The sequence below is a fragment of the Bordetella genomosp. 13 genome (genome assembly GCF_007679965.1).
In the GTDB taxonomy this organism is placed as follows: domain Bacteria; phylum Pseudomonadota; class Gammaproteobacteria; order Burkholderiales; family Burkholderiaceae_B; genus Bordetella.
This window is the reverse complement of sequence record NZ_VEHL01000007.1, coordinates 235506-260925: the sequence shown is the minus strand read 5'-3', so window position 1 is coordinate 260925 and position 25420 is coordinate 235506. Positions and strand designations below refer to the sequence as shown.

27 protein-coding genes and 1 tRNA gene are annotated in these 25420 nt (G+C 67.5%); 20 read left to right on the top strand and 8 right to left on the bottom strand.

Annotated features, from left to right (window positions below):
- The first annotated feature begins 74 nt into the window (after positions 1–74).
- Positions 75–947: an HAD-IIA family hydrolase gene (locus FS845_RS18100; RefSeq protein ID WP_144637854.1), complete on the top strand. Its 873-nt coding sequence runs from the start codon at positions 75–77 to the stop codon at positions 945–947.
- On the opposite strand, the gene FS845_RS18095 is transcribed toward FS845_RS18100, so the two are convergent.
- The 3 genes from FS845_RS18095 to trhA all read right to left on the bottom strand — a co-directional run bounded on the left by FS845_RS18095 (position 934) and on the right by trhA (position 3719).
- The gene (locus FS845_RS18095; RefSeq protein WP_144637853.1) at positions 934–1839 is read right to left on the bottom strand and encodes a MurR/RpiR family transcriptional regulator; all 906 of its coding nucleotides are present in this window, start codon (positions 1837–1839) and stop codon (positions 934–936) included. The two genes, FS845_RS18100 and FS845_RS18095, sit on opposite strands and share 14 nt — an antisense overlap.
- 91 nt (positions 1840–1930) lie before the next feature.
- Positions 1931–2950 carry an ABC transporter substrate-binding protein gene (locus FS845_RS18090; protein WP_144637851.1) on the bottom strand — a complete coding sequence of 340 codons (1020 nt, stop codon included), beginning with the start codon at positions 2948–2950 and terminating at the stop codon, positions 1931–1933.
- A gap of 148 nt (positions 2951–3098) precedes the next feature.
- On the bottom strand, positions 3099–3719 hold the full coding sequence (gene trhA, locus FS845_RS18085; RefSeq protein ID WP_144637849.1) for a PAQR family membrane homeostasis protein TrhA: 621 nt from the start codon (positions 3717–3719) through the stop codon (positions 3099–3101).
- Between the two features lie 269 nt (positions 3720–3988).
- On the opposite strand from trhA, the gene FS845_RS18080 reads away from it, so the two are divergent.
- Together FS845_RS18080 and FS845_RS18075 are read left to right on the top strand one after the other, a co-directional pair.
- On the top strand, positions 3989–4777 hold the full coding sequence (locus FS845_RS18080; protein ID WP_144637847.1) for a serine protease: 789 nt from the start codon (positions 3989–3991) through the stop codon (positions 4775–4777).
- A gap of 43 nt (positions 4778–4820) precedes the next feature.
- Positions 4821–5282 (top strand): TonB C-terminal domain-containing protein, encoded by a 462-nt coding sequence (locus tag FS845_RS18075; RefSeq protein ID WP_144637845.1) that lies wholly within the window; start codon positions 4821–4823, stop codon positions 5280–5282.
- A gap of 79 nt (positions 5283–5361) precedes the next feature.
- Here the strand turns inward: FS845_RS18075 and FS845_RS18070 are convergent, their stop codons facing one another.
- On the bottom strand, positions 5362–5724 hold the full coding sequence (locus FS845_RS18070) for a hypothetical protein (RefSeq protein ID WP_144637843.1): 363 nt from the start codon (positions 5722–5724) through the stop codon (positions 5362–5364).
- Between the two features lie 403 nt (positions 5725–6127).
- Here FS845_RS18070 and FS845_RS18065 point away from each other — a divergent pair, with 403 nt between their 5' ends.
- The 11 genes from FS845_RS18065 to FS845_RS18015 all read left to right on the top strand — a co-directional run bounded on the left by FS845_RS18065 (position 6128) and on the right by FS845_RS18015 (position 16708).
- Positions 6128–7774, top strand: a complete 1647-nt coding sequence (locus tag FS845_RS18065; RefSeq protein WP_144637840.1) for a ShlB/FhaC/HecB family hemolysin secretion/activation protein — start codon at positions 6128–6130, stop codon at positions 7772–7774.
- Positions 7775–7810: 36 nt separating this feature from the next.
- Positions 7811–9682, top strand: a complete 1872-nt coding sequence (locus tag FS845_RS18060) for a DUF2341 domain-containing protein (protein ID WP_144637838.1) — start codon at positions 7811–7813, stop codon at positions 9680–9682.
- 10 nt (positions 9683–9692) lie between these two features.
- The gene (locus tag FS845_RS18055; protein ID WP_144637836.1) at positions 9693–10109 is read left to right on the top strand and encodes an ExbD/TolR family protein; all 417 of its coding nucleotides are present in this window, start codon (positions 9693–9695) and stop codon (positions 10107–10109) included.
- Positions 10110–10129: 20 nt separating this feature from the next.
- The gene (locus FS845_RS18050) at positions 10130–10903 is read left to right on the top strand and encodes an energy transducer TonB (protein ID WP_144637834.1); all 774 of its coding nucleotides are present in this window, start codon (positions 10130–10132) and stop codon (positions 10901–10903) included.
- 42 nt (positions 10904–10945) lie between these two features.
- Positions 10946–12667 (top strand): putative porin, encoded by a 1722-nt coding sequence (locus tag FS845_RS18045; protein WP_144637832.1) that lies wholly within the window; start codon positions 10946–10948, stop codon positions 12665–12667.
- Positions 12668–12672: 5 nt separating this feature from the next.
- Positions 12673–13410, top strand: a complete 738-nt coding sequence (locus tag FS845_RS18040; protein ID WP_260986336.1) for a DNA repair protein — start codon at positions 12673–12675, stop codon at positions 13408–13410.
- Positions 13411–13494: 84 nt separating this feature from the next.
- Positions 13495–13998: a YbjN domain-containing protein gene (locus tag FS845_RS18035; RefSeq protein WP_144637830.1), complete on the top strand. Its 504-nt coding sequence runs from the start codon at positions 13495–13497 to the stop codon at positions 13996–13998.
- Positions 13999–14058: 60 nt separating this feature from the next.
- Positions 14059–15057, top strand: a complete 999-nt coding sequence (locus FS845_RS18030; protein ID WP_144637828.1) for a peptidylprolyl isomerase — start codon at positions 14059–14061, stop codon at positions 15055–15057.
- A 34-nt stretch (positions 15058–15091) separates the two neighbouring features.
- Positions 15092–15487: an MbcA/ParS/Xre antitoxin family protein gene (locus FS845_RS18025; RefSeq protein ID WP_260986335.1), complete on the top strand. Its 396-nt coding sequence runs from the start codon at positions 15092–15094 to the stop codon at positions 15485–15487.
- The gene (locus tag FS845_RS18020; RefSeq protein WP_144637824.1) at positions 15484–15969 is read left to right on the top strand and encodes an RES family NAD+ phosphorylase; all 486 of its coding nucleotides are present in this window, start codon (positions 15484–15486) and stop codon (positions 15967–15969) included. Before FS845_RS18025 ends, FS845_RS18020 begins: the two co-directional genes overlap by 4 nt.
- A gap of 295 nt (positions 15970–16264) precedes the next feature.
- Complete coding sequence (locus tag FS845_RS18015) at positions 16265–16708, top strand: intracellular growth attenuator family protein (RefSeq protein WP_144637822.1); 444 nt, start codon at positions 16265–16267, stop codon at positions 16706–16708.
- 261 nt (positions 16709–16969) lie between these two features.
- Here the strand turns inward: FS845_RS18015 and FS845_RS18010 are convergent, their stop codons facing one another.
- Together FS845_RS18010 and FS845_RS18005 are read right to left on the bottom strand one after the other, a co-directional pair.
- Positions 16970–18028: a ProQ/FinO family protein gene (locus FS845_RS18010; protein WP_260986334.1), complete on the bottom strand. Its 1059-nt coding sequence runs from the start codon at positions 18026–18028 to the stop codon at positions 16970–16972.
- A gap of 111 nt (positions 18029–18139) precedes the next feature.
- Complete coding sequence (locus FS845_RS18005) at positions 18140–18745, bottom strand: flavodoxin family protein (protein WP_144637820.1); 606 nt, start codon at positions 18743–18745, stop codon at positions 18140–18142.
- A gap of 180 nt (positions 18746–18925) precedes the next feature.
- Between FS845_RS18005 and FS845_RS18000 the strand changes: the two genes are divergently transcribed.
- The 3 genes from FS845_RS18000 (at position 18926) to FS845_RS17990 (ending at position 20552) form a co-directional block, all read left to right on the top strand.
- Positions 18926–19002, top strand: a tRNA-Pro gene (locus FS845_RS18000).
- A gap of 402 nt (positions 19003–19404) precedes the next feature.
- Positions 19405–20166 (top strand): hypothetical protein, encoded by a 762-nt coding sequence (locus tag FS845_RS17995; RefSeq protein ID WP_144637818.1) that lies wholly within the window; start codon positions 19405–19407, stop codon positions 20164–20166.
- Positions 20157–20552 (top strand): hypothetical protein, encoded by a 396-nt coding sequence (locus tag FS845_RS17990; protein WP_144637816.1) that lies wholly within the window; start codon positions 20157–20159, stop codon positions 20550–20552. Before FS845_RS17995 ends, FS845_RS17990 begins: the two co-directional genes overlap by 10 nt.
- Before the next feature lie 109 nt (positions 20553–20661).
- On the opposite strand, the gene FS845_RS17985 is transcribed toward FS845_RS17990, so the two are convergent.
- Positions 20662–21609 (bottom strand): alpha/beta fold hydrolase, encoded by a 948-nt coding sequence (locus FS845_RS17985; RefSeq protein ID WP_144637814.1) that lies wholly within the window; start codon positions 21607–21609, stop codon positions 20662–20664.
- Between the two features lie 95 nt (positions 21610–21704).
- Positions 21705–22367 carry a GntR family transcriptional regulator gene (locus tag FS845_RS17980; protein WP_144637812.1) on the bottom strand — a complete coding sequence of 221 codons (663 nt, stop codon included), beginning with the start codon at positions 22365–22367 and terminating at the stop codon, positions 21705–21707.
- Between the two features lie 91 nt (positions 22368–22458).
- Here FS845_RS17980 and FS845_RS17975 point away from each other — a divergent pair, with 91 nt between their 5' ends.
- From FS845_RS17975 to FS845_RS17965, 3 genes are read left to right on the top strand one after another with little or no spacing between them, the layout of a single operon-like run.
- Entirely contained in the window at positions 22459–22758 is a 300-nt protein-coding gene (locus FS845_RS17975; protein WP_144637810.1) for a hypothetical protein, read from the top strand.
- A complete protein-coding gene (locus tag FS845_RS17970; RefSeq protein ID WP_144637808.1) occupies positions 22755–24230 on the top strand; it encodes an amidase family protein in 1476 nt (491 codons plus the stop codon). The genes FS845_RS17975 and FS845_RS17970 overlap by 4 nt, the downstream gene beginning before the upstream one ends.
- The gene (locus FS845_RS17965) at positions 24223–25419 is read left to right on the top strand and encodes a CaiB/BaiF CoA transferase family protein (RefSeq protein WP_144637806.1); all 1197 of its coding nucleotides are present in this window, start codon (positions 24223–24225) and stop codon (positions 25417–25419) included. Before FS845_RS17970 ends, FS845_RS17965 begins: the two co-directional genes overlap by 8 nt.
- Position 25420 lies beyond the last annotated feature (1 nt).

Here is a 25420-nt window from a genome sequence, read left to right as displayed (position 1 = left end):
ATCCAAAAATTCAATTTTATTGAGCGTTATTCAATTAGAATGCCGGGCTTCAGCCGTCCAGCCTTCGGATTCCCATGCGTCCTGTCCTGTCCCGTTCCCCGCTTCATGTTCCTTCCTTCGGGCGCGAGGCTCCTGCCGCGCCCTGGACCGAAGGCAGTCCCGGCCTGATCCTCGACCTGGACGGCACGCTGATGCGCGAGCACGAGGCCATCGAGGGGGCGGCCGACCTGTTGAAGGCCTTCCACGACCGCTACGTGGTGGTCTCCAACAACTCCACCCATACGGCGCCGCAACTGGCGCGGCGCCTGCGCATGGCCGGCCTGCCGGTGGACCCGGCGCGGCTGGTGCTGGCCGGCGAGTCGACGGTGCACTACCTGCGCGACCGGCATCCGGATGCCCGAGTGCTGATGTGCGCGTCGGCCGCGCTCAAGCGCTATGCGGCGCATGAAGGCTGCCGGGTGGTCGAGGACGAGGCCGACGTCGTCATGCTGGCGCTGGACAAGCGCTTCAGCTATGGCGCACTGGAGAAGGTGACCCAGGAGCTGGCGCGCGGCGCGCGGCTGGTGGTCAGCAACACGGACGCCACGCATCCCGGGCCGCGCGGGCGCATCGTGCCCGAGACCGGCGCGCTGCTGCGGGCGGTCCTGGCCTGCGCGGGCGACGCGCCGCTGCACGTGGTCGGCAAGCCCGAGGCGGCCATGTTCCACGAAGGGCTGCGGCGGCTGGGCCGCGTGGCGGACGAGGTGATCGTGATCGGCGACAACCCCGAGACCGACGGGCTGGGCGCGGTGCGCGCCGGCATGCGCTATCTGCTGGTGGGCCGCGGCCCGCAGGCCGACGCGGCGACCGTGGGCGAGCTGATGCGCCGCGACGTGGCCGCGCGCACCGAGCTGCCGCGCGGGCCCGCCGCCGCGGCGATGCGTCGGACGCCGCTCAGTAGCGCTTGAGCGACAGCACGTCGAACGTGCTTTTCAGGGTGGCGACCGAGGTGTCGTAGTCGGCCAGCGCCAGGCAGGCGATCAGCGTGTCGATGATGGCCAGCTGGGCCAGCCGGCTGGTCATGGCCTCGGTGCGAAAGCGCGTCTCGCGCGCCATGGTGTAGAGCATGACGTCGACGAACGGCTGGATCGGCGACTTGCCGAGGTTGCTGATGCAGATGGTGTGCGCGCCCGCTTCCTTGGCCAGGCGCGTGGCCAGCACGGTTTCGTAGCTGCTGCCCGAATGCGAGATGGTCAGCGTCGCCACGTCGGGACCGGTGCGCGACGCGCTGATCGCCTGGATGTGCGAATCGGTGACCGCCACGGCGTTCAGGCCGATGCGCAGCATGCGGTAGTAGGCATCTTCGGCGATGGTGGCCGAGCTGCCGATGCCGTAGATCTCGATGCGCGAGGCCTGCTTGAGCAGGCGCACCGCCTTGGCCAGGGCCTCGCGATCCAGCAGCGTGGCGGTTTCCTGCAGGGTCTGGATGTTGCTGTTGAAGATCTTGCCCACCACGGCGTCGACGCTGTCCTGCGGCGACAGGTCTTCGTGGATGTACTGCACTGGCTGCACGATCTCTTGCGCCAGCATGATCTTCAACTGCTGGAAGCCCTTTGCGCCCAGCAGCTTGCAGAAGCCGACCACGCTGCCCTCGCTGGACTCGGTGCGCTCTGCCACTTCGCTGACCGACATGTGCACGACTTCGTCGGGATGGAGGATGACGAACTCGCCGATGCGCTGCGCCACCGGGCCCATGCTGGGCAGCAGGCTCTGGATGCGCCCTCGCGTGGCCGGCAGGGCGGCCCCCGGTTGGGCCGCGTCGCGGTCCGCTGGCCTTGCGGGTTTGGAGGGATGCGTCATCGAGGGCGGCGTGCGTGGAGGGCCGTGCGGCCGGGTCAACGATTGTAGCCACCAATCACGACCGCAATGCTGCGGCCCCGCGCGCGTGCCGTCAGCTGCCCGGCTGGTCGTGGATCTCGTCGAAGAAATAATCCTTCCACGACGTGGCCTTGTTCTTCAGCACGCCCAGCTCGTGCAGCTGGGTGGCGTACACGGCCGTGCGCTGCGGCACGATGGTGAAGTCGTTCTCGGGATCCTCGACGATCTTGCGCACCAGCTCGGGCGGCAGCTTGGATTTCTGCACGCGGATGAAGGTGTCGGCGGCCTCGGCCTTGTGGTCGCGGATCCATTGTGCGGCCTCGCCCAGCGCCGCATATAGCGCGCGGTAGGTCCTGGGATTCTCGTCGTGGAATTTCTGCGTGGTGTACAGCGCGTTGAACGTGGCGGGGCCGCCCAGGATGTCGTACGAGCTGATCAGCTTGTGCACGTCGGGATTCGCTTGCAGCGCCTGGTAGTAGAAGGGCGCGCTGGAGAAGTGCGCGTTGACCTCCAGGCCGCCGGAGATCAGCGCGGCCGTGGCGTCGGGGTGCGGCAGCGTCACCGTGATGTCGTCGAAGCGCTTGAACTGAGCCTTGCCATAGCGTCGCGCGGCTTCGATCTGCAGGGTGCGCGACTGGAAGCCCACGCCCGCGGCCGGCACGGCGATGCGGTCTTTCTGGCCCAGGTCGTCCAGCGTCTTCACCGCCGGGTTGTTGGTCAGCAGGTAGTTGGGCTGCGAGCCCAGCGCGGCCACCAGCTTGACCTTCTGGCGGCCGGCGGTGCGGTCCCACAGCACCAGCGCGGGCGGCACGCCGGCCGACACGATGTCGAGGTTGCCGGCCAGCAGCGCTTCGTTCATGGCGGTGGCACCCGAGATCTGGGTCCATTCGACGTCCACGTCCAGGCCCGCGGCCTTGCCGTGCTTCTCGATCAGCTTCTGGTCGCGCACGACGTCCAGGATCAGGTAGCCGATGCCGAACTGCTGGGCCAGGCGGATGCGGCCTTCGGCCTGGGCAACGGTATGGCCCAGGCACAGCGACAGCGCGGCGGCGAGCAGGACGGCGGGACGGAAGGGGCGCGAGGCAAGGCGCATGGGCGGAAATCTCGGTGGAAAGGTGAGACCCGCGAAGGGGCGGGCGCAGGGAACCGGGATTTTAGGAATGCGCCCAGCGGCGTCGAAAGATTTTCTGCTTCTGTGCAAATGCCGTTTGGCAAGGTGGGCGGGGTGGCGCCCGATGCGCTCAATCGAGGAACGTCCACACCATGATGGAGTGGCAGGCCGTGCCGGCGATGGTGAACAGGTGCCATACGCCATGCGCGTGCGTCCACCCGGCGCTGTTGCGGTAGAACACCAGACCGGCGCTATAGAGCAGGGCGCCGGCCACCAGCCATGCCAGGCCCGCCGTGGGGACGTGCTGCACGATGGGCAACGCCATCAGCACGCCCAGCCAGCCCATGGCCACGTACAGCCCGACGGCGGGGGCGGCGGCACGGTGCCGGCCCACAATCTCGCGCACGATGCCGATCGCCGCCAGCAGCCACGCGCCGCCCGCCAGCAGCCAGCCCCAGTCGTCTTCCAGGGGAATCAGGCCCAGGGGCGTATAGGTGCCGGCGATGAGGATGTAGATGGTGCAGTGGTCCACGCGTTCCCAGAAATTCTTGCGGGCGCCGCGGCAGCAGTGATAGATCGTGGACGCGGCGTAGGTGGCGACCGCGGCGGCGGCGAACACGGCGCAGCTGACGACGTGCCACGCATTGCCGGATTCGGCGATGGCGTAGGGCAGCAGGGCGGCCGCGCTGGCCATGGCCAGCACCAGCCCGATCAGATGGCTCCAGCTGTTGAATCGTTCGCCGTGATACATCGTTCCGTCGCTCCCGCCGCGCATTGCTGCAACGCAGCAATCGATGCGCTACCCAGCCATGATGCATCGGCCTTGCCCGCGGGGCAACTGGACGGATTTGTCCACCCGGACGCCGAATGTGAATTTTGGATGACAAACGGTAGTTGCGGGCGTTGCCAATCGTCTGGACATAAGGATCGCAGGGCATCGCCATGTGATTCCGGTGCGCGGTTCCTCCACGGCATCGACGACTTCCCGGTTTTTGTTCCGGACATCCCTGGACCACACGAATGACGACGTTCATGCGCATGATGATCGGCTTGTGCGCCCATGCCGCCAGTGCCCGCGGCAGCGCCCGCCCATGCGCGGCCGTGGCCGCCATGGTGGCCGCCGCGGCGGCGCCGGCGGGTGCCGTCCATGCCGCGCCGCGGCTCGCCGGACTGGAAGCGCACGCCACCGGATTCTTCGTCAATGCCGGCGGCGACGTGCTGACCGCGAACCACGCGGTGTCCGACTGCAATGCCCTCTTCGTCGTAAAGGACGGCAAGGTGGTGCGCGCGTCGCTGGCCGCGAGCGATGCACGATTGGACCTGGCCGTGCTGCGCACCACGCTCGTGCCCTATCTGGCCGCGACCTTCGTGGCCGGCCCCGAGATCAAGGCGGGACGCCAGGCCGTGTTCGCCGAAAGCTACAACGTCCTGCAGGGCATGCCGGATCGCGCCAGCACCTTGTTCAACGCCTTCGCCGAGCCGGGCCACGAGAACCTGTCTCTCATCTCGTCCGTGCGGCCCGGCGCCAGCGGCAGCCCCGTGCTGGGCGCGGCGGGCCTGATGCTGGGCGTGGTGGTCGAGCGCTTCGCGCTGGACGGCCGTCCCTCGAAACGTGTCGCGCTCAGCGCGGCGCAGGCCAGCGGCGCGACCGGCGCCACACGGGTCAAGGCCGTGTCGGCCACGCACGTCAAAGCCTTCCTGCGGAACGCAGGCATCGCCTACACCGAAAGCGACCAACCCCAGTTGGGGCCCATGCAGGCCCAGGCCCCGCGCGCCGCCACGCTCTCGGTGGGCATCATCTGCGGTTGAGCCCGCGTCCGCATCCTCAATAACGCCATGGAGAATGACCGGTATGCATGAAGACACCCCCGCCAGGACCGCCTGGACGCCGTTCTGGCGCCGAATGTGGGGCGCCGCGGCAGGCGCGTTGGGACTGGGGCTGGCGCTGTCGCAGCCGGCGTCCGTGCAGGCGCAGGCCGCCGTGCCGCAGCACTGGATCAGCTATGCGCAGTTGGTCGGCAACCAGTTCCAGGTCTGGCTGGCCGATCCGGCCAACGAGGCCGTGGTGCGCCTGCACGAGCGCATGCAGCAGCGCGTGCTGGAAAGCAACGGCTCGCCCGCGGCGCCCGTGGTGGTGCGGGTGTGGGTGTCGAGCCAGGGCCAGGTCGAGCGCGTGGCCTTCGACACGCTGGGAGACGCCCAGGCCGACCAGGACCTGCGCGCCGTGCTGATGGCGCAGCCGCTGTCGGAGCCGCCGCCGCCGGACATGCGCCAGCCCATGGTGCTGCGCCTGAAGCTCGATTTCGCGGCTTGAGGCCGGGCGGCCATGCGCGCCGCTGCCTGTCACGCCATTCGGAACGGACGGGCCGTCGCCATGCCCGCGGCGTTGGGAGTCAGCGTCCGACCGGACTGGTGTAGATGGGCGTGGGCCGCTGCGGAAACGCCGAGTGGCCGAAGTTGCTGCCCATGCGGTTCGAGGTGGCGGCACGGTTCGCCAAGCCCACCTGATTGGGCGCCATGCGCACCACGCCTTCGGACGCCAGCGCGGGATTCTCGTGCGGCGCGGGGGGACGGGGCGCCATCTGCTGGCTGAGGCAGTCGTAGGAGGGCGACCGCTGGCCGTTGGCCTCGACGTCCACACAGGCGGACGGCTGGGTACGCGCACCCGTGGGCGCGGCGGGCGCCTGCGCCAGCACCGCCGCCGGCAGCGCCATGCCGACCACCAACACACATGCGCGCAAATCGGAAAGGGACATGGCGGTTTCCTGGATGACGGGCTGCCGCTGCCGGGCGCGCCCCAAGTCCACCAGTTTACGAGTCGCCCTTCCGTCATGGGTGACAAGTCAGGGTCACTTTCGCGCCGCAATCTGCCTTCTCGGTGCCCCGTGAGTAGGGGCACCGGAGGCGGACGCCTGCACACCGGCAAGCACGTCCCCTTTTGTTACGTCTAAATTTTTTCGTGAAATTTTTATTACATCGCGCTCTGGGGGCGTCCACGGAACGTCTAGTAACAAGCAGACGCTGTCGATGCCGGCGCCCGTGGCCATGCCATCCGTCAGGGCCCGGCGCAAGCGCCCTGGCGGACGGCGAACGGCGGCCGGACGATGGTCTGGCGGGTAGGGCAGGACATCAGATTAATTTGAGGACTGAGTGCATCCCATGCAGGATTTCGATAAAGCAGGTGCATTGGCCTGTGCCAGGACGCTAGCCGCATGCCTGGCGCTGGGACTGCAGGCCGGCGCCTTCGCGCAGGACGCGCCAGCCGAGCAGGCGCAAGCCGCGCAGGCCGAACCGGCCGCCGCTGCGGCGGATACGCGCAAGGTCAACGTGAACGAGTACATCGTCCGCGGCAATACCGTGCTGGACGCCAAGGCGATCGAGAAGGCGGTCTATCCCTTCCTGGGGCCCGATCGCTCGCTCGCCGACATCCAGTCGGCCCGCGACGCGCTGCAGGCGGCCTACAACGAAAAGGGCTACCAATCGGTCTACGTCGACCTGCCCGAGCAGCAGGTCACCGACGGCGTGGTCATCCTGCAGGTGGCGGAGACCAAGGTCGGGCGCCTGCGCGTGGTCGGCGCCAAGAACTACTCGCCGCTGGCCATCCGCGACCAGGTGCCCGCGCTGAAAGAAGGCGAAGTGCCCGACTTCAACCAGGCCCAGGCGCAACTGACCGGGTTGAACCGCACGGCCAGCCGCCAGGTGCTGCCCGTGGTTCGCGAAGGCAAGATCCCGGGCACCATGGACGTCGACCTGAAGGTCGAGGACAAGAATCCCTGGACGGCCAGCATCGGGCTGAACAACGACTACAGCGCCGACACCAAGCGCCTGCGGTCCACGGCCTCCATCGGCTACGACAACCTGTGGCAGCGCGGCCATGCGTTCTCGCTGACGTTCTTCACGGCTCCCGAGGAAACCGACAACGCCAAGGTGTGGTCGGCCTCGTACACGCTGCCGCTGGCCGACCGCTGGAGCCTGCAATTCTCGGGCTACCACTCGGACAGCAACGTGGCCACCATCGGCGGCACCAACGTGCTGGGCAAGGGTTATTCGTTCGGCGCCACGGCCACCTATTCCTTCGACCCCGCGGGCAGCTGGTACAACTCGCTGTCGGTCGGCATCGACTACAAGAACTTCGACGAGTCGCTGGCTTTCGGCGGGGACAACGACACCGTACCGCTGAAGTACGTGCCGTTCACGCTCGGCTACAACGGCTACCGCTACACCGAGGACTCGCAAAGCTCGGTCAGCCTCAGCCTGGTCGGCGCCACGCGCTCCTTCTTCGACCTGGGCAGCTCGTCCGAAGAGTTCGACTACAAGCGCTACCGGGCCAGCCCCAGCTTCGCGCTGCTCAAGGGCGACCTCAGCCACACGCAGAACTTCTCGCAGGATTGGCAGGCCTACGCGCGCGGCGGCTTCCAGTTCGCGTCCGGGGCGCTGGTCTCCAACGAGCAGTTCGCCGCGGGCGGCGCCACCAGCATCCGCGGCTACCTGGCCGCCGAGCGCACGGCCGACGATGGCCTGTTGGGCGCCGTCGAGCTTCGCACGCCCTCGCTGGCGCGCCACCTAGGCTCCAACGTGAACGAATGGCGGTTCTACACCTTCGCGGAATGGGCGTGGCTGCGCCTGCGCGATCCGCTGCCCGAGCAGGAGCATTCCTTCCGCCTGGCCAGCGTCGGCCTCGGTACCCGCATGCAGGTGCTCGACTGGCTGTCGGGCAGCCTGGATTGGGGCTACCCCCTGCTGGACGGCGCCAACACCAGCAAGCACGACCCCCGCGTCAATTTCAATCTGCGCGCCAGTTTCTAACCCAATTCGGATGACGGTTTTCGGAGTAAGACAATCATGCAACGCCTAATGATGTATCTGCTGGCTCTCGTGGTCAGCACGCTTCCGGCAGTCGCCAACGCCTGGTGGCAGCCCGATTGGAAGTACCGCAAGCAAGTGTCCATCGATACGACGCAGCAGGGCGCGGCCATCAACGAGCCCGCCGGCCGCGTGCCGCTGCTGGTGCGCCTGCACACCGGCAACTTCACGTTCGACGGCGTCAACGCCAATGGCTCCGACCTGCGCTTCGTCGCGGCAGACGACCAGACCGTCCTGAACTACCAGATCGAAAGCTTCGACCCGCTGCTGGGCATGGCGGTGGTGTGGGTGGACATGTCCGAAGTGTCCGGCGCGCAGCGCCAGGACATCTGGATGTACTACGGCAACGAGAAGGCGCCCGTCGCTTCCAACGGCCAGGTCACGTTCGATCCCAACTACACGCTGGTCTATCACTTCAACGGCGCGCCCGAAGCGCCTCCGCGTGACGCCACCGGCTACAACAACAATGCGCAGACGCCAGTCGCCGGCATGGTCGACGGCGTGGTCGGCCGCGCCGCGCAGTTCACCGGCGCCGCGCCGCTGATGCTGCCCGCCAGCCCCTCGCTGGCCCTGCCCGCCGGCAGCGCCTTCACGTTCAGTGCCTGGGTCCGCGCCGACCAGCCGTCGGGCGACCAGCTGATCTACGCGCGCCGTGATGCCGGCAATTCGCTGCTGATCGGCATCTCCAGCGGCGTGCCGTTCGTCGAGGTCAACGGCCAGCGCACGCAGCCCGGCCAACCCCTTACGCCGGCCGCCTGGCAGCACGTGGCCGTCACGGCCAACGGCGGCCAGATCACGCTGTACGTCAATGGGCGCGCCAGCGGCACGCTGGCCGCCAGCCTGCCCGCGCTGAACACCGCCGCCGCCATCGGCGGCGACGTGGCCGTCGCTCCGGGTGCCGCACCCGCTGCCCCGGCCGATCCTGCCGCCGCTGCGGCTCCGGCCGCCTCGTACGCGCCGTTCGTCGGCGCCATCGACGAAATCCGCCTGTCCAAGATCGCCCGTCCCGCCGCGCTGCTGTTCGCCGACGCCACCGCCCAGGGCAGCGAGTCGCGCATGGTGGTCTATGGCGCCGACGAAGAGCAATCGGGCATGGGCTTCGGCGAGCTGGGCTTCCTGCTCAACGCCGTGCCGGTCGACGCCTGGGTGGTCATTGCTGTGCTGGTCCTGATGATGCTGCAGTCCTGGGTCATCATGATCAGCAAGAGCCGCATGGCCCGCCGTGTCGAAGTCGCCAACGCGGACTTCCGCACCGTGTTCTCCAAGGTGGGTAACCGCCTGGAAATGCTGGCCGACGAAACGCGCCTGAACGAGCAACTGAAGAACGCGCCGCTGTGGCGCCTGTACTCGGTCGCCATCAACGAGATCCGCACGCGCCGCGCGCAGGGCGCCGATACCAACACCGTGTCGGCCGCCACGATCGAAGCCATCCGCGCCTCGATGGACGCCATCCGCACCAAGGAGTCGCAGGCCCTGGGCAAGCGCCTGTCCACGCTGTCCAACGCCATCGCCGGCGGCCCGTACATCGGCCTGCTGGGCACGGTGCTGGGCATCATGGTGGTGTTCCTGGGCACGGCCATGGCCGGCGACGTGAACATCAACGCCATCGCCCCGGGTATGGCCGCCGCGCTGCTGGCCACCGCCATGGGCCTGTTCGTCGCCATCCCCGCGCTGTTCGGCTACAACCGCCTGACCACGCGCAACAAGGAAATCAACGCCGACATGCGCGTGTTCGTCGACGAGTTCATCACGCGCCTGGCCGAAGTCCATGGCGAGGGCTCGCGCGCCGAAGCCATGCACGCCGCCGCCGCGGCCCACGCCCGCACGGGCCTGGCGCCTGCCGCCATCTGAGGAGACACAGATGGCTTCCGTATCCGCGCAAGACGACGATGACGGCGCGCCCGTCGACGGCATCAACATCACGCCCCTGGTGGACGTGCTGATGGTGGTGCTGGTCATGTTCATCCTGACCGCCACGGCGCAGATCGCCGGCATCCAGGTGAACCTGCCCAAGGCAAGCTCGACCGTGTCCCTGTCGCAACCCAAGACCAAAGCCATCTCGATCAACGAGGCCGGCCAGGTGTTCCTGGACGCCTATCCGGTCACGTTGCCCGAGCTCGAAGACAGACTGCGCACCGAAAAGGCCCTCAACCCCGACTTCCCGGTCATTGTGCGCGGCGATGCCGTCGTGCAGTACCAGAAGGTCATGGAGGTACTGGACCTGCTGCGCCGCCTGGAACTGCCGCAGGTCGGTCTCGTGACCGGCAAGCCGACTTGAAGTAGAAGGGCGATCCCGCGATGTCGTCGAACAAACCTGAATCCCCCGATCGCCGCGAGGATGCGTCCTCGCGCCTGTCGGCGCTGCTGGACGATGGCCGGCAGGCCAGGCGCTCGCGCTCGGCCGGTCGCATCGTCTGGCCCGTCGTGGGCCTGGTGGTGGCGGTCGGGCTGGGCTATTTCATCTGGCGCTGGGCCAATGACATGGCGGGTGTCCAGCGCGAGGCGCCGAAGGTCGCCGCGATCATTCCGCTGCCGCCTCCGCCGCCGCCCCCTCCGCCTCCCGAGAAGCCGCCGGAAGAGCCGCCTCCGCCCGAGGAAGTGCCCGAGCCCAAGCCGGTCGAGGAGCCCAAGCCCATCGACCAGCCCAAGCCCGACGATGCGCCGCCCAAGCCGGCCAACGACATGGCCAACCCGATGGAGATGAACACCGATGCCCAGTCGGGATCGGACGCCTTCAACATCGGCGCGGGCTCGGGCAGCGGCATGTCCGGCACCGGCGGCGGCGGGGGCGCGGGCAACGGCACCTATGGGCAGTACATGGCCTACATGCTGCAGAAGCTGCTGCGCGAGGACGAACGCACTCGCAGCCTGGTGTACCGCCTTTCCGTGAACGTCTGGCTGGACACCTCCGGACAGATCACGCGCGTCGACATGACCAAGTCCAGCGGCGATGCCGAGGTCGACGAGAAAGTGGTTGCGACACTGCGCGCCCTGGGGCGCGTGGACGAGCGCCCGCCCGCGTCCTTGCCGATGCCCATCCGCACGACCATCAGCAGCCGGCGGCCCTCGTAGGCACGGCGCCACCTTCGATTTCCCTACCGGAGTTTGATCAACATGAAACTGCAACCCAACCGACTGGCCGGCGCCCTGGCCGTCGCCCTGGCGTTGTCGGCGGGACAGGCCGCGGCACAGAACGCCGCGCCGTCCCAGAACGCCACCGTCAACCTGATCCGCCTGCTGGTGCAGCAGGGCGTGCTCAAGCAGGAACAGGCCAACGCCCTGATCCAGCAGGCCGAAGCCGAGGCCGCGCAGGCCCGCAAGGCCGCCGCCGCGCCCGCCGTGGCCGCCGGCGGCGCCGGCGCCGCGATCGCCCAGCCGGGAGACGTGCGCGTGCCGTACATCCCCGCCACCGTGCGCGACCAGATCCGCGACGAGGTCAAGACCGAAGTCATGGCGCAGGCCAAGGCCGAGAACTGGGCCCAGCCCAACACGTTTCCCGACTGGGCTTCGCGCATCACGGTCGAGGGCGACGTGCGCTTCCGCGACGAGTCGCGCTTCTTCGACAGCGGCAACAGCAACGAGCTGATCGACTTCGCCAAGTGGAACCGCAACGGCCCGATCCCGACGTTCATCGGTGGCCAGCCGTACGGCCTGGACATTCCCTACATGAACACGCGCGAGGATCGCCGCAACCTGTTGCGCATCCGCGCCCGCCTGGGCGTGAAGGCGCAGCTGTCGGAGCAATGGCTGGCCGGCATCCGCCTGGCTTCCGGCGGCGACAACAGCCCCGTGTCCACCACCGACACCCTGGGCAACAACATGGGCAAGAAGGACATCTGGCTCGACCAGGCCTACCTGAGCTACAGCCCTTACCAGTGGGCCACCGTCACGGCCGGCCGCGCATCCAATCCGTTCGTGTCGACCGACATGCTGTACTCCGGTGACCTGAACTTCGACGGCGTGTCCGCCATCTTCAAGCATCCGCTGTCCGGCAGCCCGGTCACGCTGTTCGGCTCCCTGGGCGCCTACTCGCTCGAATACTCGAACAATCCGTTCAGCAGCGACACGTTCTCCGAAGGCAAGAGCGAGAACAAGTGGCTCCTCGGCGCGCAGGCCGGCGCCGAGTGGAAGCTCAACACCGACAACAAGCTGCGCGGCGCGGTCGCCTACTACCAGTTCCAGAACATCGAAGGCCGGCGTTCGGAGCCTTGCGATTCGCTGATGACGGTCTGCAGTACCGACTGGTCGCGTCCGGGCTTCATGCAGAAGGGCAACACGCTGTTCCTGCTGCGCGACGTCGTTCAGAGCTCGGCCGACCAGGCCGATTGGAACGAGTACCAGTACGTGGGCCTGGCCTCCAAGTTCAACCTGCTGAACCTGAACATGCGCTGGGATACCCGCCTGTTCGACAACCTGGCCATGCGCCTGGACGGCGACTACGTGCGCAATCTGGCCTACGACAAGGACAAGATGGTGCGCCGCGCTGGGGGGGCCGCCAACATCGTCAACGCGCGCGAAGACCTGGACAGCGTCGAGAGCGGAGGCAACGCCTGGATGTTCCAGGCCACCGTCGGCAACGGCATCGAGCTGGCCCGCAAGGGCGACTGGATGGCCTTCGCCGGCTACAAGTACATCCAGCCTGACGCGCTGCCCGACGGCTACAACGATTCCACGTTCCACCTGGGCGGCACCAATGCGCGCGGCTACTTCCTGGGCGGCGGCTACGCGTTCGACAAGAACGTCTATGGCGTGCTGCGCTGGAGCAGCGCGAAGGAGATCTATGGCCCCCCGTTGGCCATCGACGTCCTGCAGCTCGAAGTCAACGCACGGTTCTGATCATCATGCGCAACGAAACTTCCCAACCCGCGCGCGTCCGGCGTGACGCTGCCCAGACGCCGGCGTCGCCGGCGCTGCGGCAGGCCGCCTGGGCGCTGAAGGCCACCGCCGCGGCGATGGCCACCATGCTGACGGTCTTTCCCGCCCACGCGCAAAGCATGGAAGAGCGCCTGCGCACGCAGCTGCGCAGCGCCACCCAGCAACTGCAGCAGCTGCAAAGCCAGCAGGCGCAGCTGACCGCCGCCAAGACCGCCGCCGAGACCCAGCGCGATGCCGCGCAGAAAGAGGTCGAGCAGCTGCGCGCCCAGCTCGGCAAGGCCCAGGGCCAGGCCGAGCAGTTGTCGCAGCAGCAGGACGCCGTGCGCGACGCCGCGCGCGCCCAGGCGGCCGCCAGCAACGAGCAGATCGGCAAGTTCAAGGCTGCCTACGACGAACTGCTGGGCATCGCCCGCGCCAAGGACGCCGAAGGCAAGAAGCTGCAGGCCGCGCTGACCGAGCGCGATTCGCAGTTCAAGCTGTGCCAGCAGAAGAACGACCAGATGTACGCCGCGGGCAAGGAGATCCTGTCGGCGTACGAATCGTTCAGCACGGGCGATCTGCTGAGCATCCGGCAGCCGTTGGCGCGCGAAGCCCGCGTGCAGTTCGACGAGAAGGCGCAGGAGTACGGCGACAAGCTGTACGACGGCAAATACGATCCGCGCATGGCGCCGGCCAAGCCTGCCGGGGAGCCTCCGGCGAAGTGACTCCTGGCCTGCGCGGTCCAGGCTTTACCCCGGCGGCATGACGCCGCCGGGATGTTTTTCCACACGTCGCTACGAGACTCTCACATGACGGATATCACCTCGATCCAATCCCTGAGCGCAGCCAGGCTGCAAGACATCCTGCAAAGCATGGGGTATCGGGTCACCCGCACCGAGCAGAACGGCATGGTGCAACTGCTGAGCGCCACGCAGGGCATCGGCTTCGCCGTGCGCTTCGGCAATCCTTCGGCCACCGAAGGCGAATTCGTCGACTACACGCTGAGCTGCGCCCTGCGCGTGCAGGGCGACCTGCCGCAAGGACTGGTCCAGGCATGGAACGTCGGCAAGCGCTTCGCGCGCCTGGCCCAGCAGGGCATCTTCCTGGTGCTGGAAATGGACGTCATCGCCGCCGGCGGCGTGTCCGAGAACCACCTGCGCGCCACCACCGAGCTGTGGGACCGCCTGCTGCAGGATTTCCTGCTGTTCCTGCGCCAGTACGCCACCCAGGCGGCGCAGGGCGAGCCGGCCGCCGAGCAGGCGCCCGCCGAGCCCGCGACGGCCGATGCCGACACGGCCGGTGGCAAGGACTAAGATGTGCCGCCATGCGGCCGGATGTTCCGCCGCATGGCTTCGTTGAATGGGATGAATGAGATGAAGAACTCGGATCACGTGGCGCTGCGCATGCGCTGGATGAGCGCATTCGGCCTGGCGCTGGTGCTGTGCGGTTGTGGCGACAAGGGCAATGCCGAGCAGGCCCAGAAGCCCGCCGAGACGGCCTCTGCCGCCCAGGCGGCCAAGCCGGCCGCGGCGGCCGCGCCCGCCAGCAGCTCGCCCGCCGTGGCCACCCTGGGCGCAGTGTCGGTCTCTCAAGAGCACATCGAGCAGCTGCTGCGCTCGCTGCCTCCGGCGCAACGCCAGCAACTGACCGCCAATCGCGCCGCGCTGGAGCAGGTCGTGCGCAGCAGCCTGGCCGAGAAGGCCCTGCTGAGCCAGGCGCGCGCGCAGAACTGGGCCGACAAGCCCGAGATCCAGCGCGCCATCCAGGCCGCGCAAGAGCAGATCGTGTTCCGTTCGTACCTGGATTCGGTCAGCCAGCCGCCGGACAGCTATCCGTCCGAAGCCGAGCTGCAGCAGGCCTACGAGCAGAACAAGGCGCGCTTCGTCCAGCCCGCGGCCTATCGCCTGAGCCAGATCTTCCTGGCCGCGCCGGCCAACGACGCCGACGCCGTGGCCGCGGCGCGCAAGAAGGCCGCCGATCTCATCAAACGCGCGCGTGCGCCGCAGGCCGACTTCGCCCAGCTGGCCCAGGAAAGTTCGCAGGACAAGGAAAGCGCCGCACGCGGCGGAGACACGGGCTTCATCCCGCTGCAGCAGGTGGTGCCGGAGTTGCGCAATACGGTCCAGCGGCTGAAGAAGGGCGAGGTCAGCGAAATGGTGCAGCTGCCCGCGGGTTTGCACATCGTCAAGCTGGTCGACCTGCGCGAGACGCGCCAGGTGCCGCTGACCGAGGTGCAGGTGCAACTGCGCGACACCATGCGCGCGCAGCGCCAGCAGGACGCCGCGCGTGCCTATCTGGAGGGACTGCTGAATGCAGGAACGGTCAGTATCGACGGCAAGGCGCTCCAGAGCGCTGTCGACGGCGCCAAGTAAAGCCGGCGTCGCCGTCCAATCGTCGTATCGCAACGTGCGCGACGTGCTCAACGCGCGCCTGCGCAAACTGGTCGGCCATAGCCGCGCCACGCGCAGCGCCACGCTGGGCGTGAAGCTCTTTCCGGTGCTGCGCGAAGCGATTCCGCAGCAACGGGAATGGCGCGCGCTGGTGCCTTCCATCGGCGTGCTGGACGAGGCCCGCGACGCGCAGGCGCTGCGGCCCAACGAGGCCATTGCGCTGTATCGCCTGCTGCGGCTGGTCTGGCTGGCCGAACTGGTGTTCGGCGACCAGGCGCTGGCGCACGACTGGCTGTCCTCGCCCAAGGCGCAGCTGTACGGCGCGGTGCCGGTGGGCCTGGTCGGCTCAGCCCGCCATGCCGGCCACATCGAGCGCTGGCTGTTGAACATCGAAGAAGGGAACGGTCCGTGATGCAGCTGTGGCGCCTGAGCAATAGCGGCATGTTGAGCGGCGGCTTCTATCCGGGCGGGCGCTGGCTGCCCGCCGGCGCGCCTGTCGTGCTGCTGGATCCCACCCCGCTGGCGGCCATCTGCGCCCGCCTGGCCCTGGTCGAGGCGGAGCATCCCCGCAAGCTGCCGCGACAGTACCGGCTGCTGGAAGTGCAGGTGCCCGGCGACGCCGGCATGCACGTGTGCGCCCCGCCGCGCAACTGGCGCACCGATCTGCCCGCCACCCGCGCGTTGGGCCATGCCTGGCTCGAGACCGGCAACGACCTGATGTTCAAGGTTCCGACCCTGGCGGGCGGCGAACAATACCTGCTCAATTGCAGCCATCCCGCCATGCTCCAGTGCCACGTGCGTTCCGTCGCCACCCAGCCGTTCGAGGATCAGCCAGCCTTGTTCGACGGCGTGGCTGCCTGGTCCAGCGAGCGCGACTGGCTGGCCAAGCCGTGAACGCGGGTAGGCTTCGATCTGATGTGATTTGGCATGACCCCGGCCCGATCATGGCCTGATCTCGGGCGTTTCGATCGCCGCAAATCTCCTCTCCCGTCCGTGGTTTTCGCACGCCATAGGGATAAATCCCGGTCCGTGCAAACTTGCACTGCCGCCGGGAAAGGAGTATTTGTTATGACAACTAGATAATTAAATCGAAAACATAGAGACAAGCCACGGCGCCGTCCGGCGTCCTGGCAGCAGGTTCCAAGCGCAAGCTGTCAGTGCGTGCCCATCAATCGGCAGGAGGAGCTGAATGATGATTGCTACGATGTTCGATCGTTCCAGCATGGTGTCTGACGAAGCGGGCCGTACCGCCTGGTACGCGCTGCATAATGCCCGCAGACGGTCCCTCGTGACCTTCGCCCTGTTGGCCCCATTGACCGGCCTGGTTGGTCCACTGGTGCTGGTACCGGCGCTGGGATTCGCGGGTTGGCTGCTGATCGCGGCGGGGCTGCTGTCCTGTGTGGGGTTGCTGTTCCACATGGCCCGCATCGATGCGGACATGAGCGACCTCCCCCGGCCGGCCGGCGTCGTCGAGCATACCCGCACCTCGCGGCATGCCGCTCGGCATGCATCGCGGCAGCCGCATATCGTGCAGTCGCTGTCGGGCGCCCGTGCCCGCCGCGCCGCGCAGCAGCTTCAACTGCAGCCGGTGTTCAGCGGCGCGCGCCGTCGGCCGTATCGGTTGGCGCATTGAGGCTGGACTGACCTGCCAGGCGGGTTCCCGGCGGGGCGCGGTCGAATGCCGCGATCCGGCCTTCCTGCCTGTCATCTACAGCGATACCGGCCGTAGGGCCAGGGGCGGCTGCCTGCCAAGCCGCTGATACGCGCTGTCTGCCTGGCCAGATCGTGCTCCTCGAAAACACTCGGCCCCCGGTCGCGGTATCGCGATCGGGGGCCGAAGGGCTTCTCGAGAGCGTCGACGCGATGGGCTGGCCAGCCTGTCGCGCCTCGCTGATCAGGACTGTTTACGTTGCTCGGTATCGTCGGCGGGCTGTTCGGCGGAGGTCTCGCTTGCTGCGTCCGAAGCCGGCCGCGCGTCGCTGCCGTCGGTCTGCGTGGCGTCGGTGGACGGGCTGGCTTCGGTGTCATTTGCCGAGACGTCGGCGGTGTCCGCAACTGCACCCTCCTGTGCGGGCGCGTCTTGCCTGGACGTATCGCCGTCGGTCGCTTCCGACACGACAGCAGCATCCTGCGTCGCGGCGTCGGCTTCATTGCCGGTATCCGCAGCTTGCGTTACGGCGTCGCCTTCATTTCCCGCATCCGCCGCTTGCGTCGCCGCATCGGCCACACCTGATTCCGCCGTCGCGGCAGCCTTCTGAGCCGCGGCCGCCTTTTCCTCTTGCGCCTTCTGCTTGCGCTGCTTGCGCGCCAGGAAGCTGGCGTGCGCGGCCTCGGCCGGGGTCACCGTGCCGCTGGGCTCGCCGTTCAGGTCCAGGCGGGCCGCTTCCTTCACCAGGCAGGCCCAGTAACGCTGCGCCGAACACCACGTGGCCACGGCCTGCTTGATCTCGTCTTCGCTGAGATTGAGCTTGGCCGAGTGCGCGTACAGATCCTCGATGATGCCCAGCTTCAGCGGCACGCGCGGATCGGGGCGCTTCGGGAAGGCCTTGGGGAAGTGCTTCTGCAGGCGGCCGATAGCCACCAGCAGCGGATCGCGCGGCGGCTCTTCGGGACGTTCGCGACGTTGCTGCTGCGGACGATTGCCGCCGCGGCCTTCGCCTTGCGGACGCGGACCACGGCCGTCAGCCTGGGGACGCGGACCGCGGCCCTCGCCCGGCTTGCCGGAACGGCCTTCGCCCTGGCGATTGGGGTTGCCTCGGTGGGGGCGATCGCCGCCGCCCTTGCCGGCGGGCTTGGCGCCCGGCTGCGCGTCCTGCGCCTTGGCACCTTGCCTGTCGCCCGGCTTGCCGCCGCCCTTGTTGGGGCGCGGTTGCTGCTTGCCCTGCTGCTGCCGTTCGTCGGCCGCTTGCTTGGCCAGCATGTCGCGTAGCGCGGCGAGTTGTTCGAATCCCATGTTATTGCGTATAGCCTGCTTGGTCGGTTTAGCCCGCCATTGTATTCAACATTGCGCGGCGCTGGAGTCAGTGTCGTACCGGGGCATCGAACTGTAAGTTTCCATGTGCGCTCAAGGCGCGGGATACGGTCCGGTCTGCAGCAGCGTCGCCAGGTGCGCGCAGTTGGCCGCCAGCGTTTCCGTGGCCTTGGCGATCTTCTCCGGGGTCTTGCCCAGATCGTTGTAATTCGTCCCCTGCATGGCTTCGCCGACCCAGTAGGTGACAGCGCTGGCGGGCAGGGTGAAGCCCACGTCGTTCAGGCCCTGGAACAGCTGCGAACTGACGTGATGCGCGCCGTCCTCGTTGCCCACCACCACGACGGCGGCCAAGCGGTCGTACGAAATCATGCGGCCGGCGTCGTCGGTTTCGCCGAGGAAGGCATCCAGGCGCTCCAGCACGCGCTGGCAGATGCTGCTGGGGTGGCCCAGCCAGATGGGCGTGCCCAGGATGAAGATGTCGGCGGCCAGGATCTTGCGGCGGATCTCGGGCCACTCGTCGCCTTCGCCTTGGTCCGACAGGACGCCGGGTTTGATGTCGTGGTCCACGGCGCGCAGGATTTCGGTGGGGATGGCGTGTTTGTCGAAGGCTGCGGCGACCTGGCAGAGGAGCAGGTCGCAGGAGGACGGGGCGGGCGAGGGCTTGAGGGTGCAGTTCAGGGCGAAAGCGGTGAGTGACATGGTACGGCCTCCGGGTGGCGGATGGGCAGGACGGCGCTGCATGCCTGGGCTGCAAGTGATGTGCCCGATCACCATCGGCACGGTATGCGTGAGGTCGATGACGCACGTGGACGGGACAGGTGTGCGGGGTGGAGTACAATCGATGCCCGTTGCCGGTGGGGTTGCCCACTGACAATCCGTCGGGGCGTAGCGCAGCCTGGTAGCGCATCTGCTTTGGGAGCAGAGGGTCGCGAGTTCGAATCCCGCCGCCCCGACCATATCCATCAAAGGGTTAGCTGATTTCTTCAGCTGACCCTTTTGCTTTTTGGCCTACAGGCAAGCAAAGCGTGTTGCCGGCGTGCTGCAGCAGACCATTGCGAAAGATTCGCTGCTCTGATTACCAATCAAATACCCAGCAAGGAATTGATTTCTCCAAGTGGGTAACGGTCTTGAAAATGCCTGTTCCAGCAGGGCCGGCTATTTCAGCTTCTGTTATTTAGACATTTCAAAAAGCCGGTTCGTAGCGAATTAAATCGTCGTCTCTTTTTGAAACCTGATCCCAGAGCCTCTAGGCTAGTTTTAAGGGTAGTGCGTTTAAGATTTTTAACCTATCCATGTAATTGGGGCGGCCAGCGAAGGTGTTGCCGGCATCTCCTATCCCGCGCTAATCCGAGTGGAACATGTCAGATAACGAAAAAACGCCTTCCCGATACAGCTACGCGTCCCAGGTTTCTGAAACTGTAAATATCCCGTTCCCTGTAGCGGCTAATATGAGCTGGGATGGATACTGCAGATACCTATATGACAAGGCAAACGCCGTCATTCAGCGGCAGGCGAACGATCTCCTTAGGCGCGGGAATGTTACCTACGAGGAAGCTCGCCAATTGGTCGAGGTGCAGCGCAATGCGCTGGTCTTGGAGATGCGCAAACCTTTAAGTCCATTTGGCAAGCTTTACTCCGAGGCGCTGAAGCCCGCATCCGCGCTACCCTCCATGGAGGGCCTGCTTCAAAAGAAGGGAACGATCGAAGCAGTCTTGTTAAGTGTCGGCAAGACGCGAGCTGTGACGAACCGGATTGCCTTCATTGGCCGAACGGCAGGGCCGGCGGGGGTGCTATTGGAGATCATCGCTGTTGGCGTGGTCATTGAAAAGGCGCCGCCAAATGAGAGGGCACGCGTGGCGACCGAAGAAATCAGTGGCGCAGTGGGCGGCTTGGCGGGCGGAACAGGCGGCATGTGGGCTGGTGCAGCTGCCGGCGCCGCATGGGCTGGTACTTGGGCTGCCCCGACCCTGGTGATCCCTGTGATTGGAGAAATCACGGAAGGCGGAGCCATTGTGCTTGGAGGCATTATTGGCGGATTGTTCGCGGGTTGGATCAGCCACGATGCAAGCAAAGTGGCGGCCGCCGAAGTGTGGCGGTTGGCTTCCATCCAATGGAATTAACAACCAATGGAGCAGCTGATCAGATGGTCTTGAACCGGATAAATGCGTGGCTTATCAGTCGCCTGCCATCGCGAAGAGCGTCGGTCGATATCGTTGTCGACGATTCCGGCTTGCTAGTCAGGGATGAGGAAGGGGAGCGGCGCGTCGCTTGGCAAGACATTACCGAAATCGTTGCGACGCGAGCTGAGCAGATGGTCGGCAGTACCCTCATGCTGGTCATCGCACTGAAAGGCGGTGCCGCTTTGACAGTGACGGAGAGCGCGTCAGCTTGGGAGGGCCTCACGGCACGGTTGCCGGATTACCTTGAGGGCGCAAAGGCTTACAAGGACTGGGCCCTGCAAGGCGTTGCATCCGATGAGTTCCGTATGGTGGTTTATCGGCGCTGACGAGCAGCGGGGGCCGCTTGCTTGATTGCGGTAGTGACGTTGGGATGGCCACTCTTCATTTGCGCGTGCTTTGAAGGGGTTGATACGGCCTGTCTAGCATGGCGACGACTCAAGGCACGTCGTTGAGATCGTCGCTTTCCATTTTCGTCAGCATCTCCTGCCGCTGCGCATCCGGCAGCCGATCCCCGGCGGGAACGACGCGCATCAGGAATTCCACCGCCGCCTTGCCGAAGGTATCATTGCGGTCGCCCGCCACCATGTGGCCGGCCGAGCCCACGCTGACGTATTCGCTGGTGGGCACGAGCTGCTGGAATTCGCGCACGCCGTCCTCGGTCAGCACGTCGGACAGGCTTCCGCGCACCAGCAGGACGGGCACCGCCAATGCGCGCGCGCAGGCCTCCAGCCGGGCCTGGCGGCGCGCCAGGTCGCGCTTCGGGTCGCGGATGCGCGGATCCCAGTGCCATCGGTATTTGCCGTTGGCGGCCAGGCGCACGTTCTTCGCCAGGCCTTGCAGATTGCCGGGGCGCTGGCGGTGCGGCTGGTAGCTGGCGATGGCGTCGGCCACCTCTTCCAGCGTATCGAAACCCTCCGGCTTCAACGACATGAATGCCTGGATTTTGTCGATGCCCTCGGGCTCGATGCGCGGGGCGATGTCGACCAGCACCAGGGCGGTGGCGTCGACCTGGCGTTCGCCGGCCGCCACCAGGCTGGTGCCGCCGCCCATGGACGCGCCGATCAGGACAGGACGGCGATTGCCCAGCGCGGCGACCACGCATTGCAGGTCGCGCACCATCAGGTCCTGGCTATAGGCGCCGTCGGGCGCCCAGTCGGAGTCGCCATGGCCGCGCGCATCGAATGCCACGGCATGGTAGCCGGCCGCGCCCAGGGTCTGGCCAGTGCGCTTCCAGGCATGGCGGGTCTGCCCGCCGCCGTGCTGCAGCAGCACCAGCGGTCCATCGGGATTGCCCCAGGAATCGCCCGCCAGGCGCACGCCATCCGCGCCCTCCCAGTAGTGCATGGGCTGCGGCGTGCCGGGTAGCCGTTCACCTGCGCTCATCTGTGCTCCTCGGTCATTGCGCTCGAAAGCCGGGTTCGAGCTGGAATCGTGCCGCTCATGTACGTTGCTGGTGTGTTTGGCGGCGACAGGGCGCGCTACACCTTCACCATCGACTTCGGCAGATTGATCAGGAAATCCGCCAAGCCCTTGGCGCCCTGCGCCAGGCTGATGTGCCGCATCATCATCTGGTGCGCCCGTTCGGGATCGTTGTCCAGGATGGCCTGCACCAGTTCGCCATGCTGCTCGTACGACGAGCGCACGCGTCCCACCGCGCTGAACGCGTGCTGCAGATAGGCGCCCGTGCGTGCGCGCAGCCGCAACAGCTCCTGCCGCAGGTACGGGTTGCGGCAGCCCTGGTACAGCAACTCGTGGAAGGAATGGTTGGCGTCGCGCCAGGCCTGGCCGTCGTCGGTGTCGGCCACGGGCGCGGCGTCGCGGTGGATGCGGGCCAGTTCCTGGCGCTCGGCCTGGGTCATGCGTTCGCAGGCCATGCGGGCGCAGACGCCTTCCATTTCGGCCATCAGTTCCCAGATGGCCAGCAACTGCTGCACGTCCATGCGCGCCACCACCATGCCGCTGCGCGGCTGGCTGTCCAGAATGCCCTGCACCTTGAGCTGCAGCAGCGCCTCGCGCACGGGGGTGCGCGACACCTGGTAGTCGGTGGCGAGCTTCTGTTCGTCGATCGGATCGCCCGGCAGCAGGGCGCCGTTGCGGATGTCGCTCTCGATGGACTGGCGGATGCGTTCGCTGACTTTCATGGCTGGATAAAAAAGGAGTTGCGCGAAATTATCTCTCGATCTATAAATATATTTATAGCAGTCAAAATAATACATCAAGGGGTATGTCGGTATGCAAACTCAGTCCGCCTATGGCGGCGAGTCGGCGGCCCGCGCCGAGGCCGTGCAGCAGCTGCTGGCCTTGGCGGGCATCGCCGCCACGCCGGTCGAAGCTGCCGCCGCCGCGCGGGCGCTGGTGCGCCTGGCGCCTGCGGGCGTCGCGCCGCGTTCGCAAACCCGGTCAGCCACGGGGGATCCGTCGACCGGGCCGGCTGGCGTGTCGGTGTTCGGATCCGTGGGGGCTGCCGATGTCTCTGTCTCGTCTGATGTTGCGGCCGGGCCCGTGGGCCGCGGCGCAGGAAAGGCGCCATGACTGCGACCACGCCGGCCGGTCTGCCGTCCAGCATCGCGGCGCTGCGTGCCCTGCTGAATGGTGGCGACCTGACGGTGGCGAAGGCCCTGGCGATGCAGGCGCGTGCGCTGGCTGCCGACCGCTGGCATTGCGTGACGCAGCGCCTGCCCGACGAGATCGCGCCCGACCTCGCATTGCCGTTGGCCGGCGTTGGCCTGGCCCACAAGGACATCTTCCGGTTACCCGGGCGCATTCCTGAATGCGGCGCCGCGCAGCCTTGGGCGCGGGCGCCAGAGGCCCCGTCGTCGGCCGTCAGCCGGCTGACCGACGCTGGCGGACGGGCATTGGCCGCGCTGGCCATGGCCGAGCATGCCTGCGGCGCCACGGCCGAGAATCCGCGCCATCCCACCCCGATCAATCCGCTCGATCCGCGCGCCGTCGTGGGCGGTTCGTCCAGCGGGTCGGGCGTCGCGGTGGCGGCGGGGCTGTGCTACGGCTCGCTGGGCACGGATACGGCGGGGTCGGTGCGCATTCCTGCCGCGACCTGCGGGGTGCTGGGGCTCAAGCCCACGCACGGCGCCGTGCCGGTCGACGGCGGGGCGCCGTTGGCGCCGTCGCTGGACTGCGTGGGCGTCCTGGCGCGCGGCGCGGACGACGCGATGCGGATCTGGGCGGCGTTGCGGGCCGCCGGTCCGGGCAGCGGCGCGGCAGACAATCGCGACTCGCATGGCACCCACGACGATCCCCACGGCATCCACAACGACTTCCACAATATCCACAGCGCCACCCCGGCCCAAGGCGCCTGGCGCCTGGCCACTTGCTGGACGCACGCCGACCCCGCCGCTTCCGCCACCGACGCCTCCACGCAGACCGTGCTGGACCTGTTCGCCGAAGAGTGCTCCGTACGCGGATCGCGGCGCGACGTCGCGCTTGACGCCCTCCCGCACTGGATGCGCGCCGCGCAGATCCTGCTGCACGCCGAAGCCGCGGCCACCCACGCCGCCGCCTTGCGCGGGCAGGGCCCGGCGCTGGGCGCATTGGTGCGCGGCATCGCGCTGCCCGGCGCGGTGCTGCCGGCGCCGTGGTACCTCGACGCCCTGCAGGCGCGCGCCGCGCACACGCGGCGCTTCATCGCCGAGATCCTGGCCGACGCCGACCTGCTGCTGACCCCCGCGCTGCCGGCCGGCGTGCCCGACGCGGCCGAGGTCACGACCACATCTTCCACCTTTCGCCCGCGGCGCCTGCTGGAACTGTTCAGCTGGATGTCCTTCGTCAACTACCTGGGCCTGCCGGCCGTGGTGTTTCCGGTGGCCTACGGCGCGGACGGCCGGCCCGTCTGCGTGCAGGCCATCGCCAGGCCGGGCGGCGAAGCGCTGTTGCTGGCGTTCGCGCAGCAGGCTGAATCGCGGCGCTTCGACGGCCGCGGGTTCTGCCGCCCAGAGCCCTTCCTTTCAACCGATACCGATACCGAGACTGAGCCACACCATGCCTGAATTGCATGCTTCCAAGGCCTTGCAGCGTTTCCGTGTCCTGGATCTGTCGCGCGTGCGCGCCGGCCCGACCTGCGTGCGCATGCTGGCCGATTTCGGCGCCGACGTGATCCGCGTCGAGCCTCCGCCCGGCATCGATCCCAACGAGGCCATGTTCGCGGCGGACCGCTGGAGCGGCGACTTCCAGAACCTGAACCGCAACAAGCGTTCGCTGACGCTGAATCTGAAGAAGCCGCAGGGCCTGCAGGTGCTGCGGCGGCTGGTGGCCAGCGCGGACGTGGTGGTGGAGAACTGGCGGCCCGACGTCAAGGCGCGGCTGGGCGTGGACTATGCGTCGCTGCGCGCGATCAATCCGCGCATCATCCTGGCCAGCATCTCGGGCTTCGGGCAGACGGGACCCTATGCCGCGCGGCCGGGCTTCGACCAGATCGTGCAGGGCATGGGCGGCCTGATGTCGGTCACCGGACTGCCGGGCCAGGGGCCGGTGCGCGCCGGGCTGGCGGTGGCCGATTCCAGCACCGGCCTGTATGCGGCGCTGGGCATCCTGACGGCGCTGCTGGAACGCGAGACCTCGGGCGAGGGCCAGTGGGTGCACGCCTCGCTGCTGCATGCGCAGATCGCCATGATGGACTTCCAGGCGGCCCGCTACCTGAACGAGGGCGACGTGCCGCGCCAGGAAGGCAACGACCATCCCACCAGCAGCCCGATGGGGCTGTTCCGCGCCAGCGACGGCACGTTCAACCTGGGCGCGTCGGGCGAGGGCAACTGGAAGCGCTTCTGCCAGGTGCTGCAGCGGCCGGACTGGCTGGCCGATCCGGAGTTCGAGACCGAGAAGCTGCGCGTGCGCAACCGCCAGCGGCTGAACCGCGAGATCCAGGAGGTCTTCCTGCATCGGGACGTGGCGCATTGGGTCGACGCGCTGAACGCGGCCGGCGTGCCGGCCGGGCCGGTCTACGACGTGCCGCAGATGTTCGAGGACGCGCAGATCCGCCATCTGGGGGTGGCCAAGGAATGTGCCGCCTGGCAGGGCGGTTCGCGTACGCTGATCACCCAGCCGGTGACGCTGGAACGTACTCCCGCCGACATCGCGCGCACCGCGCCCGGCTGGGGCGAGCATACCGACGAAGTGCTGCGCGAGGCGGGCTACGACGACGACGCCATCGCCGGGCTGCGCCAGGACGGCGTGGTCTGAA